The following is a 20,859-nucleotide window of genomic DNA, read 5'->3' on the forward strand; positions in this document are numbered from 1 at the left end:
ATCAAGAAAAATCGAGCCCCACCTCGGCCTGCGCGGCGACCAGGGCCTCGTCGGCGGCCGCCCGGACGGTCGGGTCGGCGGGGTCGATGCCGGCGTCGAACTCATAGATCCAGCGCACCGGCTGGTCGCCCTTGGGGGCGCGGCGGGCGATGACGCGGACGCCCTTGCGGCCGCGGATCGCGACGTGCCGCTGCAGGACGACGCTGGCCGTGACCCGCTCGCGGACCAGCTCGAGGAGGCGGCCGGGCTCGGACATCGTGAAGACGTGCTCGGGGCGCTGTTCGCCCCACGTGCCGACCTCGCGGACGCGGAACGTGGTGGCGTCGGCGTCCCAGTCGGCGGCCTGGACGTCCTCCCACGGGATCCGGAGCGTCTCCTCGAGGGCGAGCGCCGTGCCGAGCCGGCGCACGACGTACAGCGCGTCGCGGGTCCCGCCGAGGTGGGCCTCCTCGGCGACGGCGTCGGCCAGCAGCCTCTCCCCACGCTCGACGCGGACCTTCGGCTGCTCCCGCCGGCCCCACAGCATCGGCGGGGTCATGCGGGCGGGCCCGTCATCCGGTCGCGCAGCCCGCGGCGGTGCGCCTCGAGCGCGGCGAGCTCGCCGAACATCTTGTTGAAGGCCTCGGGCTCCTCGACCGGGTTGGTGCGCTGGAGCTTGGACTTGATGTTCGCGATCCGGCGGGCGGCGGTGAGCTCCTGGAGGCGCAGGATGTGCTGGACGACGTACGCCGCGTCGGGCTCCTTGAGCAGCGGCTCGACGCCGATCGCGCTGATCGCGCTCGACACCGCCGGGTCGGTCGCGGCGTCGCGCAGCCTGCCGCTCCACGCGGGGTCACCCGCGCCCGCGCCGGGGCCGCCGGCGGCCACGACCAGCTCCCAGACCCCGCGGTACGTCGGGTGGGTGAAGTCGTCGGGGCCGAGCTCGGTGGTGAGCCGCCCGATCGTCATCGGGTGCTGGACGACGAGCTTGAGCGTCTCCCGCTCGATGGAGAACCGCGGGTCCCGCAGGTCGGGCACCGCGCTTCGAGGGCGCGCCTGGATGACTTCCCGCTCCTGACCCGGACGTCGCTTCGCGGCGCGCCGGACTTCCGCCAAGACTCGGTCTTCATCATGGTCGTAGCCGACCATCTTCGAGATCTCGCGGGCAAAGCTCACGACCTTGGACTGGTCTCTGACAGAGGCAACAAGACCAGCCGCCTCTCTCACCGCGTCAATGCGTCCATCAGCACGGTCCAAGTCGTAGGAGCTGATGATGTTTCCCAGGACGAACCTATAGAGCGGAACTCGTTTGGCGACCAACTCTCGTACAGCGCCATCGCCCTTCCGGATGCGCAGGTCGCAGGGGTCGAGACCGTCGGGCTCGACTGCGACGTAGGTCTGCGACACGAAGTTCTGGTCGCCGCCAAAGGCTCTCAGGGCTGCCTTCTGCCCAGCGGCGTCACCGTCGAAGGTGAAGATCACCTCGCCGCGGAACTCCTCGTGGTCGTGCATGAACCGGCGCAGCACCCGCGAGTGGTCGTCGCCGAACGCGGTGCCGCAGGTGGCGATCGCCGTCCCGACGCCGGCGAGGTGGCACGCCATCACGTCGGTGTAGCCCTCGACGATCACCGCCCGCGACAACCGCCCGATCTCGCGGCGGGCCAGGTCGATGCCGTAGAGCACCTGGCTCTTCTTGTAGAGCTTGGTCTCGGGGGTGTTGAGGTACTTCGCCTCGATCCGGTCGTCGTCGAAGATGCGCCGCGCGCCGAAGCCGATGGTGTCGCCGCTGGCGTCGCGGATCGGCCAGAGCAGCCGCCCGCGGAAGCGGTCGTACGCCGAGCGCCCGATCGCGACCAGGCCGGCCTCGACCGTCTCCTCCTGGGTGAACCCGCGGCCGCGCAGATGCTTCAGCAGCGCCTCGCCGTCGCGCGGGGCGAAGCCGTTGCCGAAGTGAGCCGCCGAGTCCTGGTCGAAGCCGCGCTCCATGAGGAACTCCCGCGCGACCTGCGCGTCGGGCGTGCCCAACTGCTCGGCGTAGAACTCCTGGGCGACCCGGTTGGCCTCGATCAGCCGGCCGCGCTGCGGGCCCTTGGGCGCCTCGCGCTGGCCGTCGTCCTCCTCGCGCCGCAGCACGACGCCGACCTTCTCGGCCAGCCGCTCCACGGCCTCGCCGAAGGACAGGCCGTCGATCTTCATGAGGAAGGTGATGACGTCGCCGCCTTCTCCGCAGCCGAAGCAGTGGAAGAACCCCCGCGAGGGGTTCACGTTGAACGACGGCGACTTCTCGTCGTGGAACGGGCAGAGGCCCTTCTGCGACCCGCCGCCGGCGTTGCGGAGGGTGACGTACTGCGAGACGACGTCATCGATGCGCGCCTTCTCGCGCACCTCGGCGATGTCCTCCTCGCGGATCCGTCCTGCCACGCCCGGAGTCTATGTGTGGGTCAGTACTCGCCGGACATGACGTTCACAAGTTCCTCGCCGGCCGCGTAGCGGTGCAGCTGGTCGCGGACCAGCCGGTACGCCCGTGGCCACATCGCGCTGCTCGCTCCCCCGACGTGCGGGGAGACGAGGAGGTTCGGGGCGTCCCAGAGCGGGTGGTCCCCCGGGAGCGGCTCGACCTCGGCCACGTCGGTCGCGTAGTGGAGCCTTCCGCCGTGCAGCGCGGCCACGACGGCGGCGGTGTCGACGACGGCGCCGCGGGCCACGTTGACCAGCAGCGCGCCGTCCCTCATCGCGGCCAGGAAGTCCGCGTCGACCAGGCCGCGCGTCTCCTCCGTGAGAGGTACGACGAGCACCACGACGTCCGCGTCGGGCAGGAGCCGCGGGAGGTCGGCGATGGGGTGGACGCCGTCGCGGGCGCGGCGGGCCACCCGCACGACCTCGACCTCGAACGGGAGCAGCCGCCGCTCCACGGCCTCGCCCACCGCGCCGTACCCGACGATCAGCACGCGCTTGTCGGCCAGCGCCGGGTGCCAGCCGGTGGCCCAGCGGTGCCGGTCCTGGTCGCACACGAAGCCGGGCACGCCGCGCAGGCTAGCCAGCGTCAGCGTGAGCGCGAGCTCGGCGGTGGACGTGTCGTGGATGCCGCGGCCGTTGCAGAGCAGCACGCCGTCGGGCACGTGCGCGCGGACGTTGTCGACGCCGGCGGTGAGCGTCTGCACCACCTCGAGCGAGGCCATCCGCGGCAGCACCTCGGAGACCGCCGGCCCGACCTGGTAGGGCGGCACGTAGAAGCGCACGTCGGCGACGCTGTCGGGCACGTGCTGGGTCGGGTCGACGACCTCGTAGCGCAGCCCCGCGGGCGGGTCCCCCAGCTCGGCCGGGTCGAACGGCAGCCACACCAGCCGGTCGGTCATCGCGGGCCTCTCAGCGTCTCGTGCAGCGCGACCGCGCTCTGGTCGGTCAGGGAGGCGACCTGGTCGATCACCACACGGAGCCGGGCCGGGTCGTCGGCGGCGGCGTGCCAGTCGTCGGCGAACTGCCGTTCCAGCGCGTCGGGCCCGCGGTGCGCGAGCAGCGTCACCAGCTCGGCGAGCAGCTGGCGCTGCCGCTCCATCAGCGCGACCCGGTCGTCGGCGCGCATCACGTAGTGGGCGGCGATGCCCTTGAGCACGGCGATCTCGAGGCGGGTCCGCTCCGGCACGTCGAGGTCGGCGGCGTACCGCACGAACGGCCCGTCGCCGGCGGCGAACGTCGCGTGCTGCACCGCCCCGCAGAAACGGCCGATCAGGTCGCTGGTGAGGTTCTTCAGCGCCGCGAGCGACCGGCGGCTGCCGTCGTACGGCGCGGTGGGCCAGCTGCCGACGGTGCGCAGCCCCGCCAGCGTGCGGCCGAGCTCGTCGTCGGTGGCGGCCGGGAGGTACCAGTCGCGCACGGTCTGCCAGACCGCGGGCTCGTCGAGCGCGGTGAGGTCGATGCGGCCGCCGACGACGCCGTCCTCGACGTCGTGCACGGAGTAGGCGACGTCGTCGGCGAGGTCCATCACCTGCGCCTCGACGCACTGGCGCAGCCCGTCCGCACCCCTCCGCATCCAGTCGAAGACCGGCCGGTCGTCGTCGTACACCCCGAACTTCACGACGAACCGCGGGGACCCGTCGGCGTGCACGCCGTGCGGCTCCTCCGCGAGCGCCCGGGGCCACGGGTACTTCGTGCAGGCGTCGAGCGTCGCGCGGGTCAGGTTGAGCCCGGCGCCCTCGGTCTTGGCCTCGAGCCGGGTCAGCAGTCGCAGCGTCTGGGCGTTGCCCTCGAACCCGCCGGCGCTCTCCCCCAGCTCGGCCAGCACGCGCTCGCCGTTGTGGCCGAACGGCGGGTGGCCGAGGTCGTGGGCGAGCGCGGCGGTCTCGGCGATGTCGGGCTGGCTGCCGAGCGCGCGCGAGAGGTCCCGGGCGATCTGGGCGACCTCGAGGCTGTGGGTCAGCCGGTTGCGGACGAAGTCGTCGGTCTGCGGGCCGAGGACCTGGGTCTTCGCGGCCAGCCGGCGGGAGGCGGCGGCGTGGACGAGCCGGGCCCGGTCGCGCTCGAACGGGGTGCGCTCTGGCGCGTCCACCCGCTTGGGCGGCTCGGGGACGAGGCGCTCGCGGGCGGTCTCGTCGTACAGCTCCTGGTCAGTCATCGCAGGAGACTCTAGGCCGTGGGGAACCTCGGCCCTGTCCCGGAGCGTCTGAGAGGCGTGGAGGACCGCGACGACGAGTTCAGCGACTACGTCGCCACCAGGTGGGCCCGGCTGGTGCGCGCGGCGGTGCTGCTGGGCTGCTCGCCCGCCGAGGCGGAGGACGTCGTGCAGGCGGCGCTCACCCGCTGCCTGGCGAGCTGGTCGAAGGTCCGCCGCGCCGACGACCGGGACGCCTACGTGCACCGGGTCCTGTTCAACACCTTCACCTCCTCCCGGCGCCGGCTCTGGTCGCGGGAGCGGCCGGTCGCCGAGGTGCCCGAGCCGGCGTACGAGGACGGCACGTCGGCCTACGACGAGCTGCACGACACCGACGCGGTGCTGCGGTCGCTGCGGCGGCTGACGCCCGAGCACCGGGCCGCGGTGGTCCTCCGCTACTACGCCAACCTGAGCGAGCAGCAGATGTCCGCCGTGCTGCGCGTCGCGCCCGGCACGGTGAAGTCCCGCCTCTCGCGGGCGCTCAAGCTGCTCGCCGACGATCCCCACCTCTCCGAGCTGCGAGGCACGCGATGACCGACCGAGACCTGACCGACCTGCTCGACCGCACGGCCGACCGCATCACGGTGGGCGCGCCGCCGCTGTCGGAGATGAGGATCGGCGCCGACCGGATGCGACGTCGCCGCGGTCGGCTGCGCGCGGCGGGCGTCGCGCTCGGCGTGGTCGCCGTGGCCGGCGGGCTCACGACGATCACCGCCCTCGACCCGGACCCGACACCCGACCGGCCCGCGGCCGGCCCGGCCGGCACCGCGGCCGTGGACCCGCCTCCGCCCGGCCGGCGACTGGTGGGCGTCGGCGACACCGCGATCGCCGTACCGACGGGTTGGGCGACCAACGCACTGCGCTGCGGCACCGCGACCGAGCCGACCGTCGTCGTCGACGTCGCGGTCATCGAGACCTGCGGGATGATCGGTGCTCGCGTGTACGACAGCGTGTGGCTCGCCCAGGGCAGGAAGCGCGAGCTCGCCCCGTACGAGGACATCGAGATCGATGGTGTGCCGGCGCAGCGGAGCGGCACGCGGTGCATCGCCATGAGCGTCGTGGCGCAACGCCTGTGCAGGGCGACGGTCTACCTCCCGTCCGTCGACGCGTCCTACACCGCCACCGCCCGGACGGCGCCGCGGGTCGACCAGATCCTGTCCTGGATCCGGGTGCTGCCCGGCCGGGTCGCCGTGTCCGGCTTCGGCGAGATCAACGTCGAGTGGCAGGACGACGACGCGGGCGAGCGCTACCGCGCCGCCCTCGAGGCAGACGGGCTCCAGGTCGAGGTGCGGACCGAGACCCAGCCCGGCTCCAAGGCCGGCTACGTGCTGGGCGTGAGCCCGGCGCCCGGCACCATGCTGGCGCCCGGCGACCCGGTGGTCGTCACGGTCGTCGCCGAGCCCCGCGGCCCGGCCGACGAGCTGCGGGTGGGCGTCAACTCGATCGGCCCCGACGACCACGCGGAGTACCAGGACCTCGAGGACGAGCAGATCCGCGCCGGCACCGAGATCACCCTCGACCTCGGCGCGACCATCTGGGTGTACGGCCACGGCGCCCGGGCCGGCACCCTGGCCGGCGACGTCTCCGGCACGGCGCTGGCCCTCGACGACTGGACGGAGGGCCCGAACTACGGCCGCTCGTGGGAAGCCGTCGAGCGCGGGGTCAGCACGCTGACGGTCACGATCACCGCCGACGGCGAGCCGGTCACGATCGGAACGGTGCGGGTGACGGTGCGGTAGGGCCCGCCCCGGCGACTTCCGACGTCAGTACGTCGTCACGTGCACGTGGTCGTAGTGGTTGGCCGTGGCCGACCCACGGTCCGACATGCCACGCCAGCCGGCGCCGGCCTGCTCGACCGACCAGATCTGCTGGGAGTAGATCAGGTAGGAGACCCCGAGCTCGGCGTAGTTCTCGCGGATGAACTCCGCGACCTCCCACCCGCGCTCGCCGGACACCATGATGTCGACCGCGATGCCCTGCGCGTGCTCGCCGTCGCCGCGGAAGGTGCCGTAGGTGGTGATCTCCGGGAAGGCCGCGCAGACGGCCTGGTGCACCTTGACGACGTTGGGGCTGACCCCGGACGACACGCTCGTGCCGTTCGTGCAGTCACCGCCGATGCCGGCGACCGGCTTCTCGTCCGAGAGGTAGCCGGCGGTGACCCAGCGGGCCCGGCCGTCGAGGACGATCTCGACCCGGTCCGCGGCCTCGCGGCCGGTCACGAGCACGCGCTCGCCGGAGTCGATCTCACCGACCTTCTCGGCCTGCCGGGTCTCGTCGGACCACAGGTTGAGGACCGTGGTGGTCCAGAGTCGGGTGTCGGCCCTCGCCACGGCGCGGGCGGTGGCGGCCTTCTCGGCGCGCTGCTCGGCGCGCTGCACGAGCTGCTGCTGGAGCGCCGCACCGGCGAGCCGGGGCGTGCTGCGCGAGACGGCCTCGTCGCGGTTGGCGGTGGTGCCGAGGTCGGCGGCGCTCTCCTGGGCGAAGAGGCTCGGGGTCTCGGGCTCCGCGGCCGCTACGCCGAGGGCCACGGCGGAAGCGGTCGCGAGGACGGCAAGCGGTCCGGCCACGAAGGCGGCGCGGGGCATGCGGCGGGCATCGGCGTCCCGCTTGTGGCGATGCTCTGCCACAGCGCTGATCCTTTGCTGTTGCGTACGGGGGTCTGCCCCTGCCGCGGACTCCCGAGAAAGGTCACGAACCGGCAACGACCGCCCGAGTCAACCACACGCGGACCGGGGCCCGGAATCGCGGGCGGCGTTTTCGGCGTGTTCCCGGTCACCCGCCGGTGGTCTCGCCGGCGTCCTCGCGCAGGGAGCAGCCGGCCCCGTCGGCGTCGTCGAGCCAGCCCTCGGGCAGCACGACCTTGGCCCGCGGGGAGCCCTGGCGACCGCGTGGGGCGCCGAGCTCGGAGGCCGGGAACGGCTCGTCCGGGTCGAGGTCGGCCAGCAGGAGGTCGAGCGCGGCGAGGCTGTCGACCAGCCCGAGCGAGCGCCGCATCTCACCGCCGGCGCGGAAGCCCTTGAGGTACCACGAGACGTGCTTGCGGAACTCCTTGCAGCCCCGCTCCTCCCCCATGTGCTGGCACAGCAGCTCGGCGTGCCGCCGCATCATCGCGGCCACCTCGCCGAGCGTCGGCAGGGTCGCGACCTCCTCGCCGGCGAACGCCGCGGCGAGGTCGCGGAAGAGCCACGGGCGTCCCAGGCAGCCACGGCCCACGACCACGCCGGCGGCGCCGGTCTGCTCGACCATGCGGAGCGCGTCGGCGGCCTCCCAGATGTCGCCGTTGCCGAGCACCGGGATGTCGACGTGGTCGACCAGCGCCGCGATCGCGTCCCAGTCGGCCGCGCCGGAGTAGGCCTGCGAGACGGTGCGGCCGTGCAGCGCGATCGCCGCGACGCCGGACTCCTGGGCGATCCGGCCGGCGTCGAGGTAGGTCAGGTGGTCCTCGTCGATGCCCTTGCGGGTCTTCATGGTCACCGGCACGTCGTACGGCGTGGCCGCGGCGACCGCGTGCTCGAGGATCTCCGCGAGCAACCCGCGCTTCCACGGCAGCGCGCCGCCGCCGCCCTTGCGGGTCACCTTGGGCACCGGGCAGCCGAAGTTGAGGTCGATGTGCGCGACGCCGTACTCGGCGCAGAGGATCTCCGCGGCCTTGCCGACGTAGACCGGGTCGGTGCCGTAGAGCTGGACCGAGCGCACGGTCTCCAGCTCGTCGAAGACCAGCATGTCCTTGGTGTGCTGGTCGCCCTCGACCAGCCCGCGGCTGGTGATCATCTCGCACACGTAGAGGCCGGCGCCCTGCTCGGCGCACAGGCGGCGGTACGCCGCGTTGGTGATCCCCGCCATCGGCGCGAGCACCACGGGGGTGTCGACGTGCACGGACCCCAGGGTCAGGCCGGGGGTCAGGCCGGGGATCAGCGAGGTGGGCAGGGACATGCCCACCATTGTCTATTGCCGGTTCTTCTTCTTCGAATCGCCGGACTTCCCGCCCTTGCCCTTCTCCTTGGGCGGCTCGGGCTTCTCGACCTCGCCGGTCCACGTGATCGGGTTGAAGGTCTCCTCCGGCCGGAAGCTCACCGCGACCAGCTCGCCCTTCTCGGGCGCGAGGTAGACCAGGCAGAACCGGCCGGAGTCGCCGGGCTGGAACTTCTTCGGGAACGGCGTGCTCGGGCAGGGCTTGAACGAGCTCGCGAACGGCGTGGACTCGAGGAGGACGTTCTTCTCGTTCACCACGTAGAGCGGGATCGCCCGGCCGCCGAGGTCGGTGTCACCGACGTTCTCGATGACCGCGTCGACGTAGTACGGCGTCGACTTCTTCTGCGCGTCGCTCAGCTGCCAGGCCGACAGGTCGTCGATGGAGGCCTGCTCGAGCTGGCGGACCTGGATGTCGAGCGCGCCGATCTGTCCCTGCCGCGGCTGGTAGGCGACGACGGCGTGGTCGCCGACCGCGAGCTGGCTGCCCTGCTCGGTCAGCTCGACCCCGGCCGGGACCTCGAGGTACTCCGCGGTGTCGCTGGCGGTGGCCGGAGTCGACGGGTCGGCAGCCTCCGGGCTCTCGTCGTCGGACGAGCAGCCCGACAGCACGACCGCGGTGACGGCCAGTGCGGCCAGGAGTGCCCTCGTCATTCGGCCATTCTGCACGCGCAACGCGATCAGCAGCCGACGAAACGCGAGGCGAAGTACGACACGACCTGGTCCAGCGAGATCCGCTCCTGCTGCATGGTGTCGCGCTCGCGGATCGTCACGGCCTGGTCCTCGAGCGTCTCGAAGTCGACGGTCACGCAGTACGGCGTACCGATCTCGTCCTGCCGGCGGTAGCGGCGGCCGATCGCGCCCGAGTCGTCGAAGTCGATGTTCCAGCCCGCGCGGCGCAGGTCCATGCCGAGGTCCTTCGCCTTGGGCGAGAGGTCCGCGTTGCGGCTCAGCGGCAGCACGGCGACCTTGACCGGCGCGAGTCGCGGGTCGAGCTTGAGCACGGTGCGCTTGTCGACGCCGCCCTTGGTGTTCGGCGCCTCGTCCTCGGTGTAGGCGTCCACGAGGAAGGTCATCAGGCTGCGCGAGAGGCCGGCGGCCGGCTCGATGACGTACGGCGTGTAGCGCTCGTTGTTGGCCTGGTCGAAGTACGACAGGTCCTGGCCCGAGTGCTTGGCGTGCGTCGAGAGGTCGAAGTCGGTGCGGTTGGCGATGCCCTCGAGCTCGCCCCACTCCGAGCCCGCGAACTTGAAGCGGTACTCGATGTCGACGGTGCGCTTGGAGTAGTGGCTGAGCTTCTCCTGCGCGTGCTCGTAGTGGCGCAGGTTGTCGGGGTCGATGCCGAGGTCGACGTACCACTTCGTGCGCTCGTCGATCCAGTACTGGTGCCACTCCTCGTCCTCGCCCGGCTTGACGAAGAACTCCATCTCCATCTGCTCGAACTCGCGGGTGCGGAAGATGAAGTTGCCGGGCGTGATCTCGTTGCGGAAGCTCTTGCCGATCTGGGCGATGCCGAACGGCGGCTTCTGCCGGCTCGAGGTCACGACGTTGGCGAAGTTGATGAAGATGCCCTGCGCGGTCTCCGGGCGCAGGTAGTGCAGGCCGGACTCGTCCTCGATCACGCCGAGGTAGGTCTTGAGCAGGCCGGAGAACTGGCGGGGCTCGGTCCAGGCGCCCCGGGTGCCGCAGTTCGGGCACGCGACCTCTTTGAGGTCCACGTCGTCGGGGTTCACACTCTGCCCACTGGACTTGGCCTTCTTCTCCGCGATCTCCTCCTGCAGGTGGTCGGCGCGGAAGCGCTTGTGGCAGGACTGGCACTCGGTCAGCGGGTCGGTGAACGTGTCGACGTGGCCGCTGGCCTCCCACACCTGGCGGGGCAGGATGATCGAGGAGTCGAGGCCGACCATGTCGTCGCGCATCGTGACCATGGACTTCCACCACTGGCGCTTGATGTTCTCCTTGAGCTCCACGCCCAGCGGGCCGTAGTCCCACGCGGAGCGCGTGCCGCCGTAGATCTCGCCGCACGGGTAGACGAAGCCCCGGCGCTTGGCGAGCGAGACGACGTGGTCGACGGTGGACGGCGGCGGCTTGGCCACGGTGGCTCCTATGGTCAGCGTTGGGCTATGTGGAGGATGTCAAGTTGCTCTCAGCCTAACGAGCGCGCGCCCGGATCATTGAGGGTGGTCCCGGGCTCCGCGTCCTCGTAGGCCGAGGGCTCCTCGACGGCCCGCGAGAGCACCGCGACCGCGCGCAGCTTCACGTCGTAGGACGACAGCGCGCGGCGGTAGCTGCCGACGTTCGCCCACCGCGTGGTGAGCACCCACAGCTCGGGGTCGTCGACGTTGCGGCCGATCTCGCCGCCGGCGTACCCGGGGCACGCGGCGAGCGCGTCGCGCGCGGTCGCGAGGTCCGTCCGGAACGTCTCGTCGGACTCGGGCACGCGGAAGCGGTTCACGACCAGCACGCGGCGATCGTAGCGTTTGACAATCGTTCTCAACTCGGCTGAGAATCGTTCTCATGAAGGTCTACGCCGTCGCGGCCCTGGGGGCCGCTCTCTCCCTCAGTCCGCTGCTGGCCGGGTGCTCAGCGCTCAGCGACTCCGCCACCTCCGCCGACGGGGTCGAGGTCGCGACGGCGTTCTACCCCCTCCAGTTCGTGACCCAGCGGGTCGCCGGCTCCCACGCGACGGTGGAGAACCTCACCGCACCCGGCGGCGAGCCGCATGACCTCGAGCTCACCGTGAGGGAGACCGCCGTGGTCTCCACGGCCGACCTGGTCGTCCTCCTGCACGACTTCCAGCCGTCAGTCGACGACGCGGTCGACACGAACGCCGAGGGCGCGACCCTCGACGTGGCCGACGCCGTCGAGCTGCGGCCCGCGGGCGCCGGCGACCACGGCCACGACGAGGCAGCCGAGGAGGAGCACGAGGAGGAGGGCGAGGAGCACGACCACGGCGACACCGACCCTCACTTCTGGCAGGACCCGCTCCTGATGGCCGACCTCGGTGACGCGGTCGCCGACGAGCTCGCCGACCTCGACCCCGACCACGCCGACGACTACCGCGCCAACGCCGACGACCTGCGCGCCGACCTGGAGGAGCTGGACGCGGCGTACGAGGGCGGCCTGGCCGGCTGCGAGCGGCACACGGTCGTGGTCGCGCACGACGCATTCGGCTATCTCGCGCGCTACGGGCTGGAGTTCGAGCCGATCAACGGCCTCTCCCCCGACGCCGAGCCGACCCCGGCCGACCTGGCTCACCTCCAGGAGCTGATCCAGGACGAGGGCATCACCACCGTGTTCTACGAGTCGCTGGTGAGCCCGGACATCGCCGAGCAGCTCGCGTCGGACGCCGGCGTGGAGACCGCGGTGCTCGATCCGGTCGAGGGCCTGACCGACGAGACCGCCGATGAGGACTACCTTTCCCTGATGGAGCAGAACCTGACGGCACTCGAGGAGGCGAACGGCTGTTGAGCACCCCCGCGGTGGAGCTGGCCGACGGCGCGGTCGCGATCGCCGGCCGGCCGATCCTGCGGCACATCGACCTGACCGTGCGGTCGGGTGAGTTCGTCGCGCTGATGGGCGCGAACGGCTCGGGCAAGTCCACGCTGGTCCGGGCGCTCACCGGCCTCTGGCCGCTGACGGCCGGCTCGCTGCGGCTCTTCGGGACGCCGTTCGGGTCGTTCCACGACTGGCAGCGGGTGGGGTTCGTCCCGCAGCGCGGCGGCGCCGCCTCCGGCGTACCCGCCTCGGTCCGGGAGGTCGTCGCGTCGGGCCGGCTCACCCGGCGCAGGCTGCTCCGGCCGCTCGGCCGCACCGACCGGGCCGCGATCACCGACGCGCTCGAGGTGGTCGGGCTCGCGCACCGGGCCAAGGAGAGCGTCTCGTCGCTGTCCGGCGGGCAGCAGCAGCGGGTGCTGATCGCCCGCGCCCTGGCCGGCGAGCCGGAGCTGTTCTTCCTCGACGAGCCGACCGCCGGCGTCGACCTGCCGAACCAGCAGGTGCTCGCCGACACCCTGCGCACGATGTCCGCGCGCGGGGCCACGATCGTGTTGGTCGCCCACGAGCTCGGGCCGATGTCGCCGCTGATCGACCGCGCGGTCGTGATGCGCGACGGCCGGATCGCCTACGACGGGCCGCCGCTGGCCAGCGAGCAGGTGGCGACCGTGCACCTCGACGCGCACGCCCACCACCACCATCACGACGAGGCCCACCACCACGACCACGCGCCGCACATCTCCCTGATCGAGGGCGACCGATGAACGACTACCTCGACCTGCTGTCCATGGACTTCATGCAGCGCGCGCTGCTCGCCGCCGTCTTCACGGGGTTGGCCGCACCGGCTATCGGCACCTATCTCGTCCAGCGCCGGATGGCGCTCATGGGCGACGGCATCGGCCACGTCGCGGTCACCGGCGTCGCGATCGGCCTGCTCACCGGCGCCTCCCCCACGTGGACCGCGGTGATCGTCGCGATCGCCGGCGCGATCGCGATCGAGGTGATCCGGGAGCGGGGCCATGCGAACGGCGACGTCGCACTGGCGCTGCTGTTCTACGGCGGCCTGGCCGGCGGTGTCCTGATCACCGGGCTCGCGAACGAGAGCGGAGCGCGGCTCAACCAGTACCTCTTCGGCTCGATCACCACGATCTCCGCCACCGACGTGATCGTCACCATGACGCTCGCCGCGGTCGTGATCCTCATCTGCGTCGGGCTGGCGCCGCAGCTGTTCGCGGTCGCGCAGGACCAGGAGTTCGCCCGCGTCGCGGGGCTGAACATCCGCGTCTACAACGTGCTCGTGGCCGTCCTCGCGGCGGTCAGCGTCACGGTCGCGATGCGCACCGTCGGCCTGCTGCTGGTCTCCGCGCTGATGGTGGTCCCGGTGGCCACCTCCCAGCAGCTGAGCCGGTCCTTCCGCACCACGCTGGCCTCGGCGATGGTGCTCGGCACGGCCGCGTCCGTGGGCGGCCTGCTGCTCTCGGCGTACCTCTCCGACTACGCGCGGGTCTCCCCCGGCCCGACGATCGTGCTGCTCGCGCTCGCGGGCTTCGTCGGCGCGTGGCCGCTCGGCATCTGGCTGCGACACCGACGGCGGCTGCGCCAGCCGTTCCCCGTCGTACCGGCCGTGGTGCACCAGGAGATCGACGAGCACCCGCACGAGCACGGCGAGGACTGCGGCCACGTCGCGGTGCCCCACGGCGACCACGTCGACTACGTGCACGACGGGCACCGGCACGCGCCCCACGGGAGGCACTATGACGAGCACTGAGCCGACGGGGACGTCCCCGAACATGCGGCCCACGCGCCAGCGGCGGGCGGTCGTCGAGGCGTTGGACTCCTTCGACGACTTCCGCTCCGCGCAGGAGATCCACGACCTGCTCGGGCAGCGTGGCGAGGCCGTGGGCCTGGCCACCGTCTACCGCACCCTCCAGCGGCTGGCCGACGCCGGCGAGGTCGATCTGCTGCGCACCGAGGACGGCGAGGCGATCTACCGCCGCTGCTCCGACACCCATCACCACCACCTGGTCTGCCGCTCCTGCGGCGCCACCGTGGAGGTCGAGGGCCCCGCCGTCGAGCGGTGGACGCGGTCGATCGCCGCCGAGCACGGCTACGACGACGTCAGCCACACGCTGGAGATCTTCGGGACGTGTGGGAGCTGCCGCTCCTAGCCCGTCGAGACGAGCGCGCTAGAGCGGGATCCGCACGCGGAACTCCGTGCCGACGCCGAGCTCGGACTCGACCTCGATCCGGCCACCGTGGCTCTCCACGATCGACTTGGCGATGGAGAGGCCGAGGCCGACACCCTGGATGGAGCGCTCCTCGGCCTGGCGGGTGCGGAAGAACTTCGCGAACAGCTGGTCGCGGTCGGCGGCGGCGATGCCGATGCCCTGATCGGCGACCGCGAGCTCGACCCGGTTGGCGTCGATGCCGAGGGCGACCCGGATGCGGCCGCCGGGGGTGGAGTACTTGATCGCGTTCGAGAGCAGGTTGTCGACGACCTGGGCCATCCGGGCGGCGTCCAGGTTGAGCACCAGCGTGTCGGGAACGTCGAGGTCGAGGGCGAGCCCCGCGCCGTCGGCGGCGGGTCGAGCCGCCTCCGCGCAGTCGCGGACGACCGCGGCCAGGTCGGTCGGCGTACGCACCACGGGCATCGGGCCCTCCTCGACCTGCGCGGTGTGCAGCAGGTCGGCGACCAGCCGTCCGAGGCGCTGGCTGTTGCGCTCGATCACCTCGAGCTGCGAGACCACCTCGGCGGGCAGGTCGTCACGGTCGAGCAGGAGGTGGACGTAGCCGCTGATCGAGGTGAGCGGCGTCCGGAACTCGTGCGAGACGGACGCGACGAACTCGTCCTTGACCCGCAGCGCCCGCATGAAGTCGGTGACGTCCTTGTAGACGAGTGCCGCGCCCGCGAACTCGCCACGGTCGGTCTCGACCCGCCGCGCCGAGACCGACAGCGCGCGCCGGGTCAGCGGATCCGACCCGACCCACATGCGGATGTCGGAGAACTCCTCGCCCCGGCTCGCCCGGTACGACGGCGTCTCGTCGCTCGAGAGCAGGCGCCTGCCCTCGTCGTCGAAGAGCTCGCCCACCTGGCCGGCCCGCTCGGCGCGGCCCTCGGGGAAGGCCAGCAGCAGGAAGTCCTCGTGCCGCCGGTTGATGTCCTGGTAGCGGCCGTTCGCGTCGAGCAGCACCAGGCCGACGTCGACGGTGTCGAAGATCGCCTCGGAACCCCGGCGCTGGTGCTCGATGACGTCCTGGCCGGCCCGGACCCGCTCGATGGCGAACGCGATCGCGAACGCCGCCCACATGACGACGACCAGGATGAGCACCACCCGGGAGAGGTTCACGCCCGTGACGCCGACGTAGAGCAGGCTCGGCAGCGCGAGCAGGAGCGTCGCACCCAGCACCGCGACGACCGCCCCGGACCGGCCGAACTGGCGGCCCAGCCAGAGCGCCGGGACGACCGCGAGGATGCCCGCGCCGCCCCCGGCGGTGTCCATCCGGGACATGCCGAGCGCGGCCAGGTCGAGCACCGGCAGCACGCCCACGGCCCAGACCGGCAGCCGACCCCACGGCAGCGCGGCCGCGAGCGCGCAGGTCACCGCGGTCAGGGCCAGGCCCGCCGCGGGCCAGGACCCGAGCTCCAGCGGCGAGCCGCCGACCGCGCGCAGGGTCAGGTCGAGCACGAACAGGAGCGCGAAGACGCCCTGCAGTGCGGCGGGATCGGGCTCGTCGGTGAACAGCAGCCGGTGGCGCAGACCGAGCAGCGTGCGGTGCAGTCGCTCCATCCCGGCCTCTCGCGTCAGGCTCCGCCGTACCGGCGGTCCCGCCGAGCGTAGAGCTCGATGGCCTTCCAGAGGTGGCGACGGTCCACATCGGGCCAGAGAACATCGGTGAAGACGAGCTCGGAGTACGCCGCCTGCCACAGCATGAAGTTCGATAGTCGCTGCTCCCCCGACGTCCGCCAGACCAGGTCGGCGTCGCTCACCTCGGGCACGTAGAGGTGCTTGGCGAAGGTCCGCTCATCGACCTTCTCGGGGTCCAGCCGGCCGGCCGCGACCTCGCGCGCGATGGAGCGCGCGGTGTCCGCGATCTCGGCGCGGCCGCCGTAGTTGACGCACATCGTGAGCGTGAGGACGTCGTTCCCGCGGGTCAGCTCCTCGGCGACCTGGAGCTCCCTGATCACCGACTTCCAGAGCCGCGGGGTCCGACCGGCCCACCGCACGCGCACGCCGAGCTCGTGCATCTCGTCGCGGCGGCGCCGGATCACGTCGCGGTTGAAGCCCATGAGGAACTTGACCTCCTCCGGCGACCGCGACCAGTTCTCGGTGGAGAACGCGTACGCCGAGATCGCCTTCACGCCGATCTCGATCGCGCCCTCGACGACGTCGAAGAGCGAGTGCTCGCCCTGCTCGTGCCCGCGCGTGCGCGGCAGGCCGCGCTCCTTGGCCCAGCGGCCGTTGCCGTCCATGACGACCGCGACGTGCCGGGGCACGAGGTCCTTCGGGATCGCGGGCGGGCGCTCCCCGGACGGGTGCGGCGTGGGCGGGCGGACGGTCCGTCTCATCAGCGCTCGACGTACGCCAGGGACTTGAGGCCGCGCTCGAGGTGCCAGGCGAGGTACGCCGCCACGAGCGAGCTGGCCTCCTTGAGGTGACGCGGGTGCGCGGCGTGGACGACGTCCCACTCGCCGGCGAGCAGCGCGCCCAGCAGCGTGACCGTCTCCGGAGCAGGGCTGGCCGAGCCCGGGACCCGGCAGGTCGCACAGAGCATCCCACCCATCGACGAGTTGAACCAGCGGTGCGGTCCCGCCCCGGGGTGGGGCACCTCGCCGCAGCGCGCGCAGTGCTCGAACGACGGGGCGTAGCCGGCGACCGACAGCGAGCGCAGCAGGTAGGAGTCGAGCACCTGGCCCGGGCCGTGCTCGCCGGCGACCATCGCGCGGAGCCCGCCGACGAGCAGCAGGAACTGCTGCGGCGAGGGCTGCCGCTCCTCGGCCACCAGACGGTCGGCGGTCTCGAGCATCACGGTGCCCGCGGTGTAGCGGTCGTAGTCGAGGCCGAGCCCCTTGGAGAACGGCGTGAGCGTCTCGGCCTGGGTGATCGTGTCGAGGTTGCGGCCCTCCGCGAGCTGGAGGTCGACGTGGGTGAACGGCTCGAGCCGCGACCCGAAGCGGGACGTCGTGCGGCGTACCCCCTTCGCGACGGCGCGCACCAGCCCGTGCTGCCGGGCCAGCAGCGTGATGATGCGGTCGGCCTCACCCAGCTTGTGGGTGCGCAGCACGATCGCCTCGTCGCGGTAGAGCACTAGTGGTCACCGCCTGGCGTCCGTCGGGGGCGGCCCGTGCTCCGGGCGGGTGCCTCGCAAGGCGACGGAGCGCTGCCATACCGGGCCGTCTGGCGAGCGACGTCAACGCCGCGAGGTGCGTGCCCGGGGTGCGGGACGCACGACGGACGTCGGGTGGTGGCCACGTGCTCATTCTCCCCTGTCAGGCGCCGGTACGCCGTCTGCGACGCGGTGTCTTCCAGCACCCGACGGCGAGGTCGACGGCCGCCCGGTCGAGGCGCTCGGGCGTCAGCCGCCACTCCAGGGCCGACCGCGCCTGCACGAACGTGCCCTGGGCGAGCTCGTCGGCGAGCAGCTGCGCGTCGGCCAGCGGCCGCACCGGGTCGAACGGGTGGCCGACGACCAGCGCCGGGACCGTGATCCGGCGGCGCTCCTTGGCCGACGGGGCCGCGCGGCCGAAGAAGAGCCCGTGCAGCAGCGCGGCCATGGCGTCCGCGCGCTGGTTGCAGACGTCGAGCGCGACGCCGGCCCAGAACGGGACCACCCCACGCGGGACCGGCCGGGTCAGCCGGCGCAGCAGCGCGATCGGCAGCGGGAGGAAGCGTGCGGTGAGCAGCAGCGGGCCGAAGACCAGGATCCCGGCCTCCACGCCGTTCTCGAGGATCGGCGCATCGACGATGAGCCCGCGCACCCGCTCCGGGGCGATCGCGGCCACCTCGAGCGCCACGTTGGCGCCCAGCGAGGTGCCGCCGACCACCGCCTGTGCCGCCCCGAGGTGGTCGAGCAGCGCCACGACCTGCTCGGCGAACTCGGTCACCGAGTAGGCGTGCGGGTCGGCCGGCCGGTCGGAGCGCCCGTGGCCGAGCGGGTCCAGCGTGACGACGTGCATGCCCTCGGCGACGAGTGCGTGGGCGAGCGGCTGCTGCATGCGGCGGGGCATCAGCTCGCCGGGCAGCAGGACCACCCAGGCGTCACCCGCGCCGTACTCGGTGAACTCGAGTCGATCGCGACCAGTGTCCGACGCGACGAAGAACTGCCCGATCCGCTCCGAGACCAACATGGCCCCACCCTAGGGCGTGTCCCGTGTCGAGCTCCCCGATCAGCGCGCCGGCGCGCGGTTGACCGCGCTGATCACGGCCTTCAGCGAGGCCGTGACGATGTTCGCGTCGACGCCGACGCCCCAGTGGACCTGGTCGCGGACCAGGCACTCGACGTACGCCGCCGCGAGGGCGTCGCCGCCCGCGGAGAGCGCGTGCTCGGCGTAGTCCAGGACCCGGACGTCCCAGTCGTGCGGCAGCTCGTTGATCGCGTTGACGAACGCCGCGATCGGGCCGTTGCCCTCGCCGTGCAGCGACTGCATCTCGCCGTCGACGTAGACGTTCACGTCGAGCGCGTCCTTCTCGCCGGCGGCCGAGGAGGTGTGCACCGAGTTGAGCTTCAGCGGCGCCTCCCGGTCGAGGTACTCGGCCCGGAAGACCTGCCAGATCTCGTCCGCGGTGAGCTCGCCACCCTCGGCGTCGGTGCGCTCCTGGATGACGCGGCTGAACTCGATCTGCGCGCGGCGCGGCAGGTCGAGCTTGTGCTCGGCCTTGAGCAGGTACGCGACGCCGCCCTTGCCGGACTGGCTGTTGACCCGGATGACCGCCTCATAGGTCCGGCCGACGTCCTTGGGGTCGATCGGCAGGTACGGCGCCTCCCACGGGAGCTCGCCGACCGGCACGCCCAGCTCGGCGGCCTGCCGGTCCAGATCCTCCAGGCCCTTCTTGATCGCGTCCTGGTGCGAGCCGGAGAACGCGGTGTAGACGAGGTCGCCGGCGTACGGGTGGCGCGGGTGGACGGGCAGGTTGGTGCAGTACTCGACCGTGCGTCGGATCTCGTCGATGTCGGAGAAGTCGATCATCGGGTCGATGCCCTGGCTGAACAGGTTCATGCCGAGCGTCAGCAGGTCGACGTTGCCGGTGCGCTCGCCGTGGCCGAACAGGCAGCCCTCGATCCGGTCGGCACCGGCCATCGTCGCCAGCTCGGTCGCCGCGACCGCGGTGCCCCGGTCGTTGTGCGGGTGCAGGGAGATCACGGTGTTCTCCCGGCGGGTGAGCTGCCGGCCGAACCACTCGATCTGGTCGGCGTACACGTTCGGCGTCGCGACCTCGACGGTCGCGGGCAGGTTGAGGATGATCTCGCGGCCGTCCTCGGGCTGCCACACGTCGGAGACCGCCTCGCACACCTCGACCGAGAACGGCAGCTCGGTGCTGGTGAAGATCTCCGGGCTGTACTCGTAGCCGATCACGGTCATGTCGAGGTGCGCCTCGCCGTGCTTCATCACCAGCTCGGTGCCCCGGACGGCGATGTCCTTGATCTCGTCCTTGCCGGCGCGGAACACCACGCGCCGGAACAGCGGCGCCAGCGCGTTGTAGAGGTGGATGTTGGCCCGCGGTACGCCGACCAGCGACTGCACGCTGCGCTCGATGAGGTCCTCGCGGGCCTGGGTGAGCACCGAGATCGTCACGTCGTCGGGGATGTGGTCGCCCTCGATGAGCTGGCGGACGAAGGAGAAGTCGGTCTCGCTCGCGCTCGGGAAGCCGACCTCGATCTCCTTGTAGCCCATCTTGATGAGCAGCTCGAACATCTTCATCTTGCGGGCCGGGCTCATCGGGTCGATGAGGGCCTGGTTGCCGTCGCGCAGGTCGGTGGACAGCCACCGCGGCGCCTCGGTGATGACCTTCGACGGCCACGTGCGGTCCGGCAGGTCGATGGGCGGGAACGGGCGGTAGCGCTCGAACGGCATGCCGCTCGGCTTCTGGCTCGGGATGGTCATGGGGGATCCTCGTCGGTCTCGCGGTAGGTCTCGGAGAGGGCCGGCGCACGCACTCACTCCGCAGCGAGGGGGACCGGCTCTGGCTCAGACCTCGCTGCGGCAGCGAAGGAGGAGGCTGCGCATCATGACCCGGCCACGATAGCCCACTCTGGCTAGCCTCGGGACATGTCGTCCCGTCTGCTGGTCGTCCACCACTCCCCGACCCCGTCGGTCCGGTCGCTGACCGACGCCGTGGTCGCCGGGGCGAACGACGACGAGATCGAGGGCGTCGAGGTGCTGGTGCGCCCCGCCCTCGAGGCCACCGCGGACGACGTGCTGGCCGCGGACGGCTACCTGCTCGGGACGACCGCGAACTTCGGCTACATGAGCGGTGCGCTCAAGCACTTCTTCGACACGATCTTCCTCGAGGCCGGCGGTGCGCTGACCGACGACGGGTCCGCTTCACCGGCGACCGGGGGCAGGAAGCCGTTCGGGCTGTGGGTGCACGGCCGCTACGACACCACCGGCGCGGTGCGGTCGGTGCTGTCGATCGTGGGCGCCCTGCCCTGGGTCCAGGCGGCCGACGTCCTGGCGGTGCTCGGCGACGTCGGGGAGGACGAGCAGGCGGCGGCGTACGAGCTCGGCGGGACGCTGGCGGCGCTGCTCAGCTCCTAGGTCAGCTCGTAGG

The 20,859-nt window shown here is 72.0% G+C and carries 21 protein-coding genes; 7 read left to right on the top strand and 14 right to left on the bottom strand.

All coding sequences use genetic code 11. From position 1 onward, the window contains the following. Nucleotide 1: 1 nt before the first annotated feature. From ACYQ0U_RS14530 to ACYQ0U_RS14545, 4 genes are read right to left on the bottom strand one after another with little or no spacing between them, the layout of a single operon-like run. Nucleotides 2–538, bottom strand: coding sequence for a hypothetical protein (locus tag ACYQ0U_RS14530; protein ID WP_459974078.1), 537 nt, complete (start codon nucleotides 536–538; stop codon nucleotides 2–4). Continuing rightward, nucleotides 535–2,400 carry a DNA primase gene (gene dnaG, locus ACYQ0U_RS14535; RefSeq protein WP_459974080.1) on the bottom strand — a complete coding sequence of 622 codons (1,866 nt, stop codon included), beginning with the start codon at nucleotides 2,398–2,400 and terminating at the stop codon, nucleotides 535–537. The genes ACYQ0U_RS14530 and dnaG overlap by 4 nt, the downstream gene beginning before the upstream one ends. A gap of 20 nt (nucleotides 2,401–2,420) precedes the next feature. After that, nucleotides 2,421–3,335: a 2-hydroxyacid dehydrogenase gene (locus ACYQ0U_RS14540; RefSeq protein ID WP_459974082.1), complete on the bottom strand. Its 915-nt coding sequence runs from the start codon at nucleotides 3,333–3,335 to the stop codon at nucleotides 2,421–2,423. Further along, entirely contained in the window at nucleotides 3,332–4,591 is a 1,260-nt protein-coding gene (locus ACYQ0U_RS14545) for a deoxyguanosinetriphosphate triphosphohydrolase (RefSeq protein WP_459974084.1), read from the bottom strand. The genes ACYQ0U_RS14540 and ACYQ0U_RS14545 overlap by 4 nt, the downstream gene beginning before the upstream one ends. Before the next feature lie 57 nt (nucleotides 4,592–4,648). Between ACYQ0U_RS14545 and ACYQ0U_RS14550 the strand changes: the two genes are divergently transcribed. Continuing rightward, nucleotides 4,649–5,161, top strand: a complete 513-nt coding sequence (locus ACYQ0U_RS14550) for a SigE family RNA polymerase sigma factor (protein ID WP_459974086.1) — start codon at nucleotides 4,649–4,651, stop codon at nucleotides 5,159–5,161. Next, nucleotides 5,158–6,366 carry a PASTA domain-containing protein gene (locus ACYQ0U_RS14555; protein ID WP_459974088.1) on the top strand — a complete coding sequence of 403 codons (1,209 nt, stop codon included), beginning with the start codon at nucleotides 5,158–5,160 and terminating at the stop codon, nucleotides 6,364–6,366. The genes ACYQ0U_RS14550 and ACYQ0U_RS14555 overlap by 4 nt, the downstream gene beginning before the upstream one ends. Before the next feature lie 24 nt (nucleotides 6,367–6,390). Here ACYQ0U_RS14555 and ACYQ0U_RS14560 read toward each other — a convergent pair whose 3' ends face one another. The 5 genes from ACYQ0U_RS14560 to ACYQ0U_RS14580 form a co-directional block, all read right to left on the bottom strand. Then, the gene (locus tag ACYQ0U_RS14560) at nucleotides 6,391–7,254 is read right to left on the bottom strand and encodes a VldE C-terminal domain-containing protein (protein ID WP_459974090.1); all 864 of its coding nucleotides are present in this window, start codon (nucleotides 7,252–7,254) and stop codon (nucleotides 6,391–6,393) included. A 145-nt stretch (nucleotides 7,255–7,399) separates the two neighbouring features. Further along, on the bottom strand, nucleotides 7,400–8,560 hold the full coding sequence (dusB, locus tag ACYQ0U_RS14565) for a tRNA dihydrouridine synthase DusB (protein WP_459974092.1): 1,161 nt from the start codon (nucleotides 8,558–8,560) through the stop codon (nucleotides 7,400–7,402). A 12-nt stretch (nucleotides 8,561–8,572) separates the two neighbouring features. Continuing rightward, nucleotides 8,573–9,250, bottom strand: a complete 678-nt coding sequence (locus tag ACYQ0U_RS14570) for a hypothetical protein (protein ID WP_459974094.1) — start codon at nucleotides 9,248–9,250, stop codon at nucleotides 8,573–8,575. A gap of 26 nt (nucleotides 9,251–9,276) precedes the next feature. Further along, a complete protein-coding gene (locus ACYQ0U_RS14575; RefSeq protein WP_459974096.1) occupies nucleotides 9,277–10,692 on the bottom strand; it encodes a glycine--tRNA ligase in 1,416 nt (471 codons plus the stop codon). Between the two features lie 50 nt (nucleotides 10,693–10,742). After that, nucleotides 10,743–11,060: an antibiotic biosynthesis monooxygenase family protein gene (locus ACYQ0U_RS14580; RefSeq protein WP_459974098.1), complete on the bottom strand. Its 318-nt coding sequence runs from the start codon at nucleotides 11,058–11,060 to the stop codon at nucleotides 10,743–10,745. A gap of 53 nt (nucleotides 11,061–11,113) precedes the next feature. Between ACYQ0U_RS14580 and ACYQ0U_RS14585 the strand changes: the two genes are divergently transcribed. The 4 genes from ACYQ0U_RS14585 to ACYQ0U_RS14600 are packed head-to-tail and all read left to right on the top strand — an operon-like array spanning nucleotide 11,114 to nucleotide 14,259. Further along, on the top strand, nucleotides 11,114–12,067 hold the full coding sequence (locus tag ACYQ0U_RS14585) for a metal ABC transporter substrate-binding protein (RefSeq protein WP_459974099.1): 954 nt from the start codon (nucleotides 11,114–11,116) through the stop codon (nucleotides 12,065–12,067). Beyond that, complete coding sequence (locus tag ACYQ0U_RS14590; protein ID WP_459974101.1) at nucleotides 12,064–12,855, top strand: metal ABC transporter ATP-binding protein; 792 nt, start codon at nucleotides 12,064–12,066, stop codon at nucleotides 12,853–12,855. The genes ACYQ0U_RS14585 and ACYQ0U_RS14590 overlap by 4 nt, the downstream gene beginning before the upstream one ends. After that, nucleotides 12,852–13,859 (top strand): metal ABC transporter permease, encoded by a 1,008-nt coding sequence (locus ACYQ0U_RS14595; protein WP_459974103.1) that lies wholly within the window; start codon nucleotides 12,852–12,854, stop codon nucleotides 13,857–13,859. Before ACYQ0U_RS14590 ends, ACYQ0U_RS14595 begins: the two co-directional genes overlap by 4 nt. Continuing rightward, nucleotides 13,846–14,259 (top strand): Fur family transcriptional regulator, encoded by a 414-nt coding sequence (locus ACYQ0U_RS14600; protein ID WP_459974105.1) that lies wholly within the window; start codon nucleotides 13,846–13,848, stop codon nucleotides 14,257–14,259. Before ACYQ0U_RS14595 ends, ACYQ0U_RS14600 begins: the two co-directional genes overlap by 14 nt. Nucleotides 14,260–14,277: 18 nt before the next feature. Here ACYQ0U_RS14600 and ACYQ0U_RS14605 read toward each other — a convergent pair whose 3' ends face one another. The 5 genes from ACYQ0U_RS14605 to leuA all read right to left on the bottom strand — a co-directional run bounded on the left by ACYQ0U_RS14605 (nucleotide 14,278) and on the right by leuA (nucleotide 20,192). Next, nucleotides 14,278–15,879, bottom strand: coding sequence for a sensor histidine kinase (locus ACYQ0U_RS14605; RefSeq protein WP_459974107.1), 1,602 nt, complete (start codon nucleotides 15,877–15,879; stop codon nucleotides 14,278–14,280). A 14-nt stretch (nucleotides 15,880–15,893) separates the two neighbouring features. Continuing rightward, on the bottom strand, nucleotides 15,894–16,658 hold the full coding sequence (locus tag ACYQ0U_RS14610; protein ID WP_459974109.1) for an isoprenyl transferase: 765 nt from the start codon (nucleotides 16,656–16,658) through the stop codon (nucleotides 15,894–15,896). After that, nucleotides 16,658–17,398, bottom strand: coding sequence for a DNA repair protein RecO (recO, locus tag ACYQ0U_RS14615; protein ID WP_459974111.1), 741 nt, complete (start codon nucleotides 17,396–17,398; stop codon nucleotides 16,658–16,660). Before recO ends, ACYQ0U_RS14610 begins: the two co-directional genes overlap by 1 nt. 181 nt (nucleotides 17,399–17,579) lie before the next feature. Beyond that, nucleotides 17,580–18,437, bottom strand: a complete 858-nt coding sequence (locus ACYQ0U_RS14620) for an alpha/beta fold hydrolase (RefSeq protein WP_459974113.1) — start codon at nucleotides 18,435–18,437, stop codon at nucleotides 17,580–17,582. 39 nt (nucleotides 18,438–18,476) lie between these two features. After that, nucleotides 18,477–20,192, bottom strand: a complete 1,716-nt coding sequence (leuA, locus tag ACYQ0U_RS14625) for a 2-isopropylmalate synthase (protein ID WP_459974115.1) — start codon at nucleotides 20,190–20,192, stop codon at nucleotides 18,477–18,479. 165 nt (nucleotides 20,193–20,357) lie between these two features. On the opposite strand from leuA, the gene ACYQ0U_RS14630 reads away from it, so the two are divergent. After that, complete coding sequence (locus ACYQ0U_RS14630; protein ID WP_459974117.1) at nucleotides 20,358–20,846, top strand: flavodoxin family protein; 489 nt, start codon at nucleotides 20,358–20,360, stop codon at nucleotides 20,844–20,846. The last annotated feature ends 13 nt before the right edge of the window (nucleotides 20,847–20,859 follow it).

This window comes from Nocardioides pyridinolyticus (genome assembly GCF_054653575.1).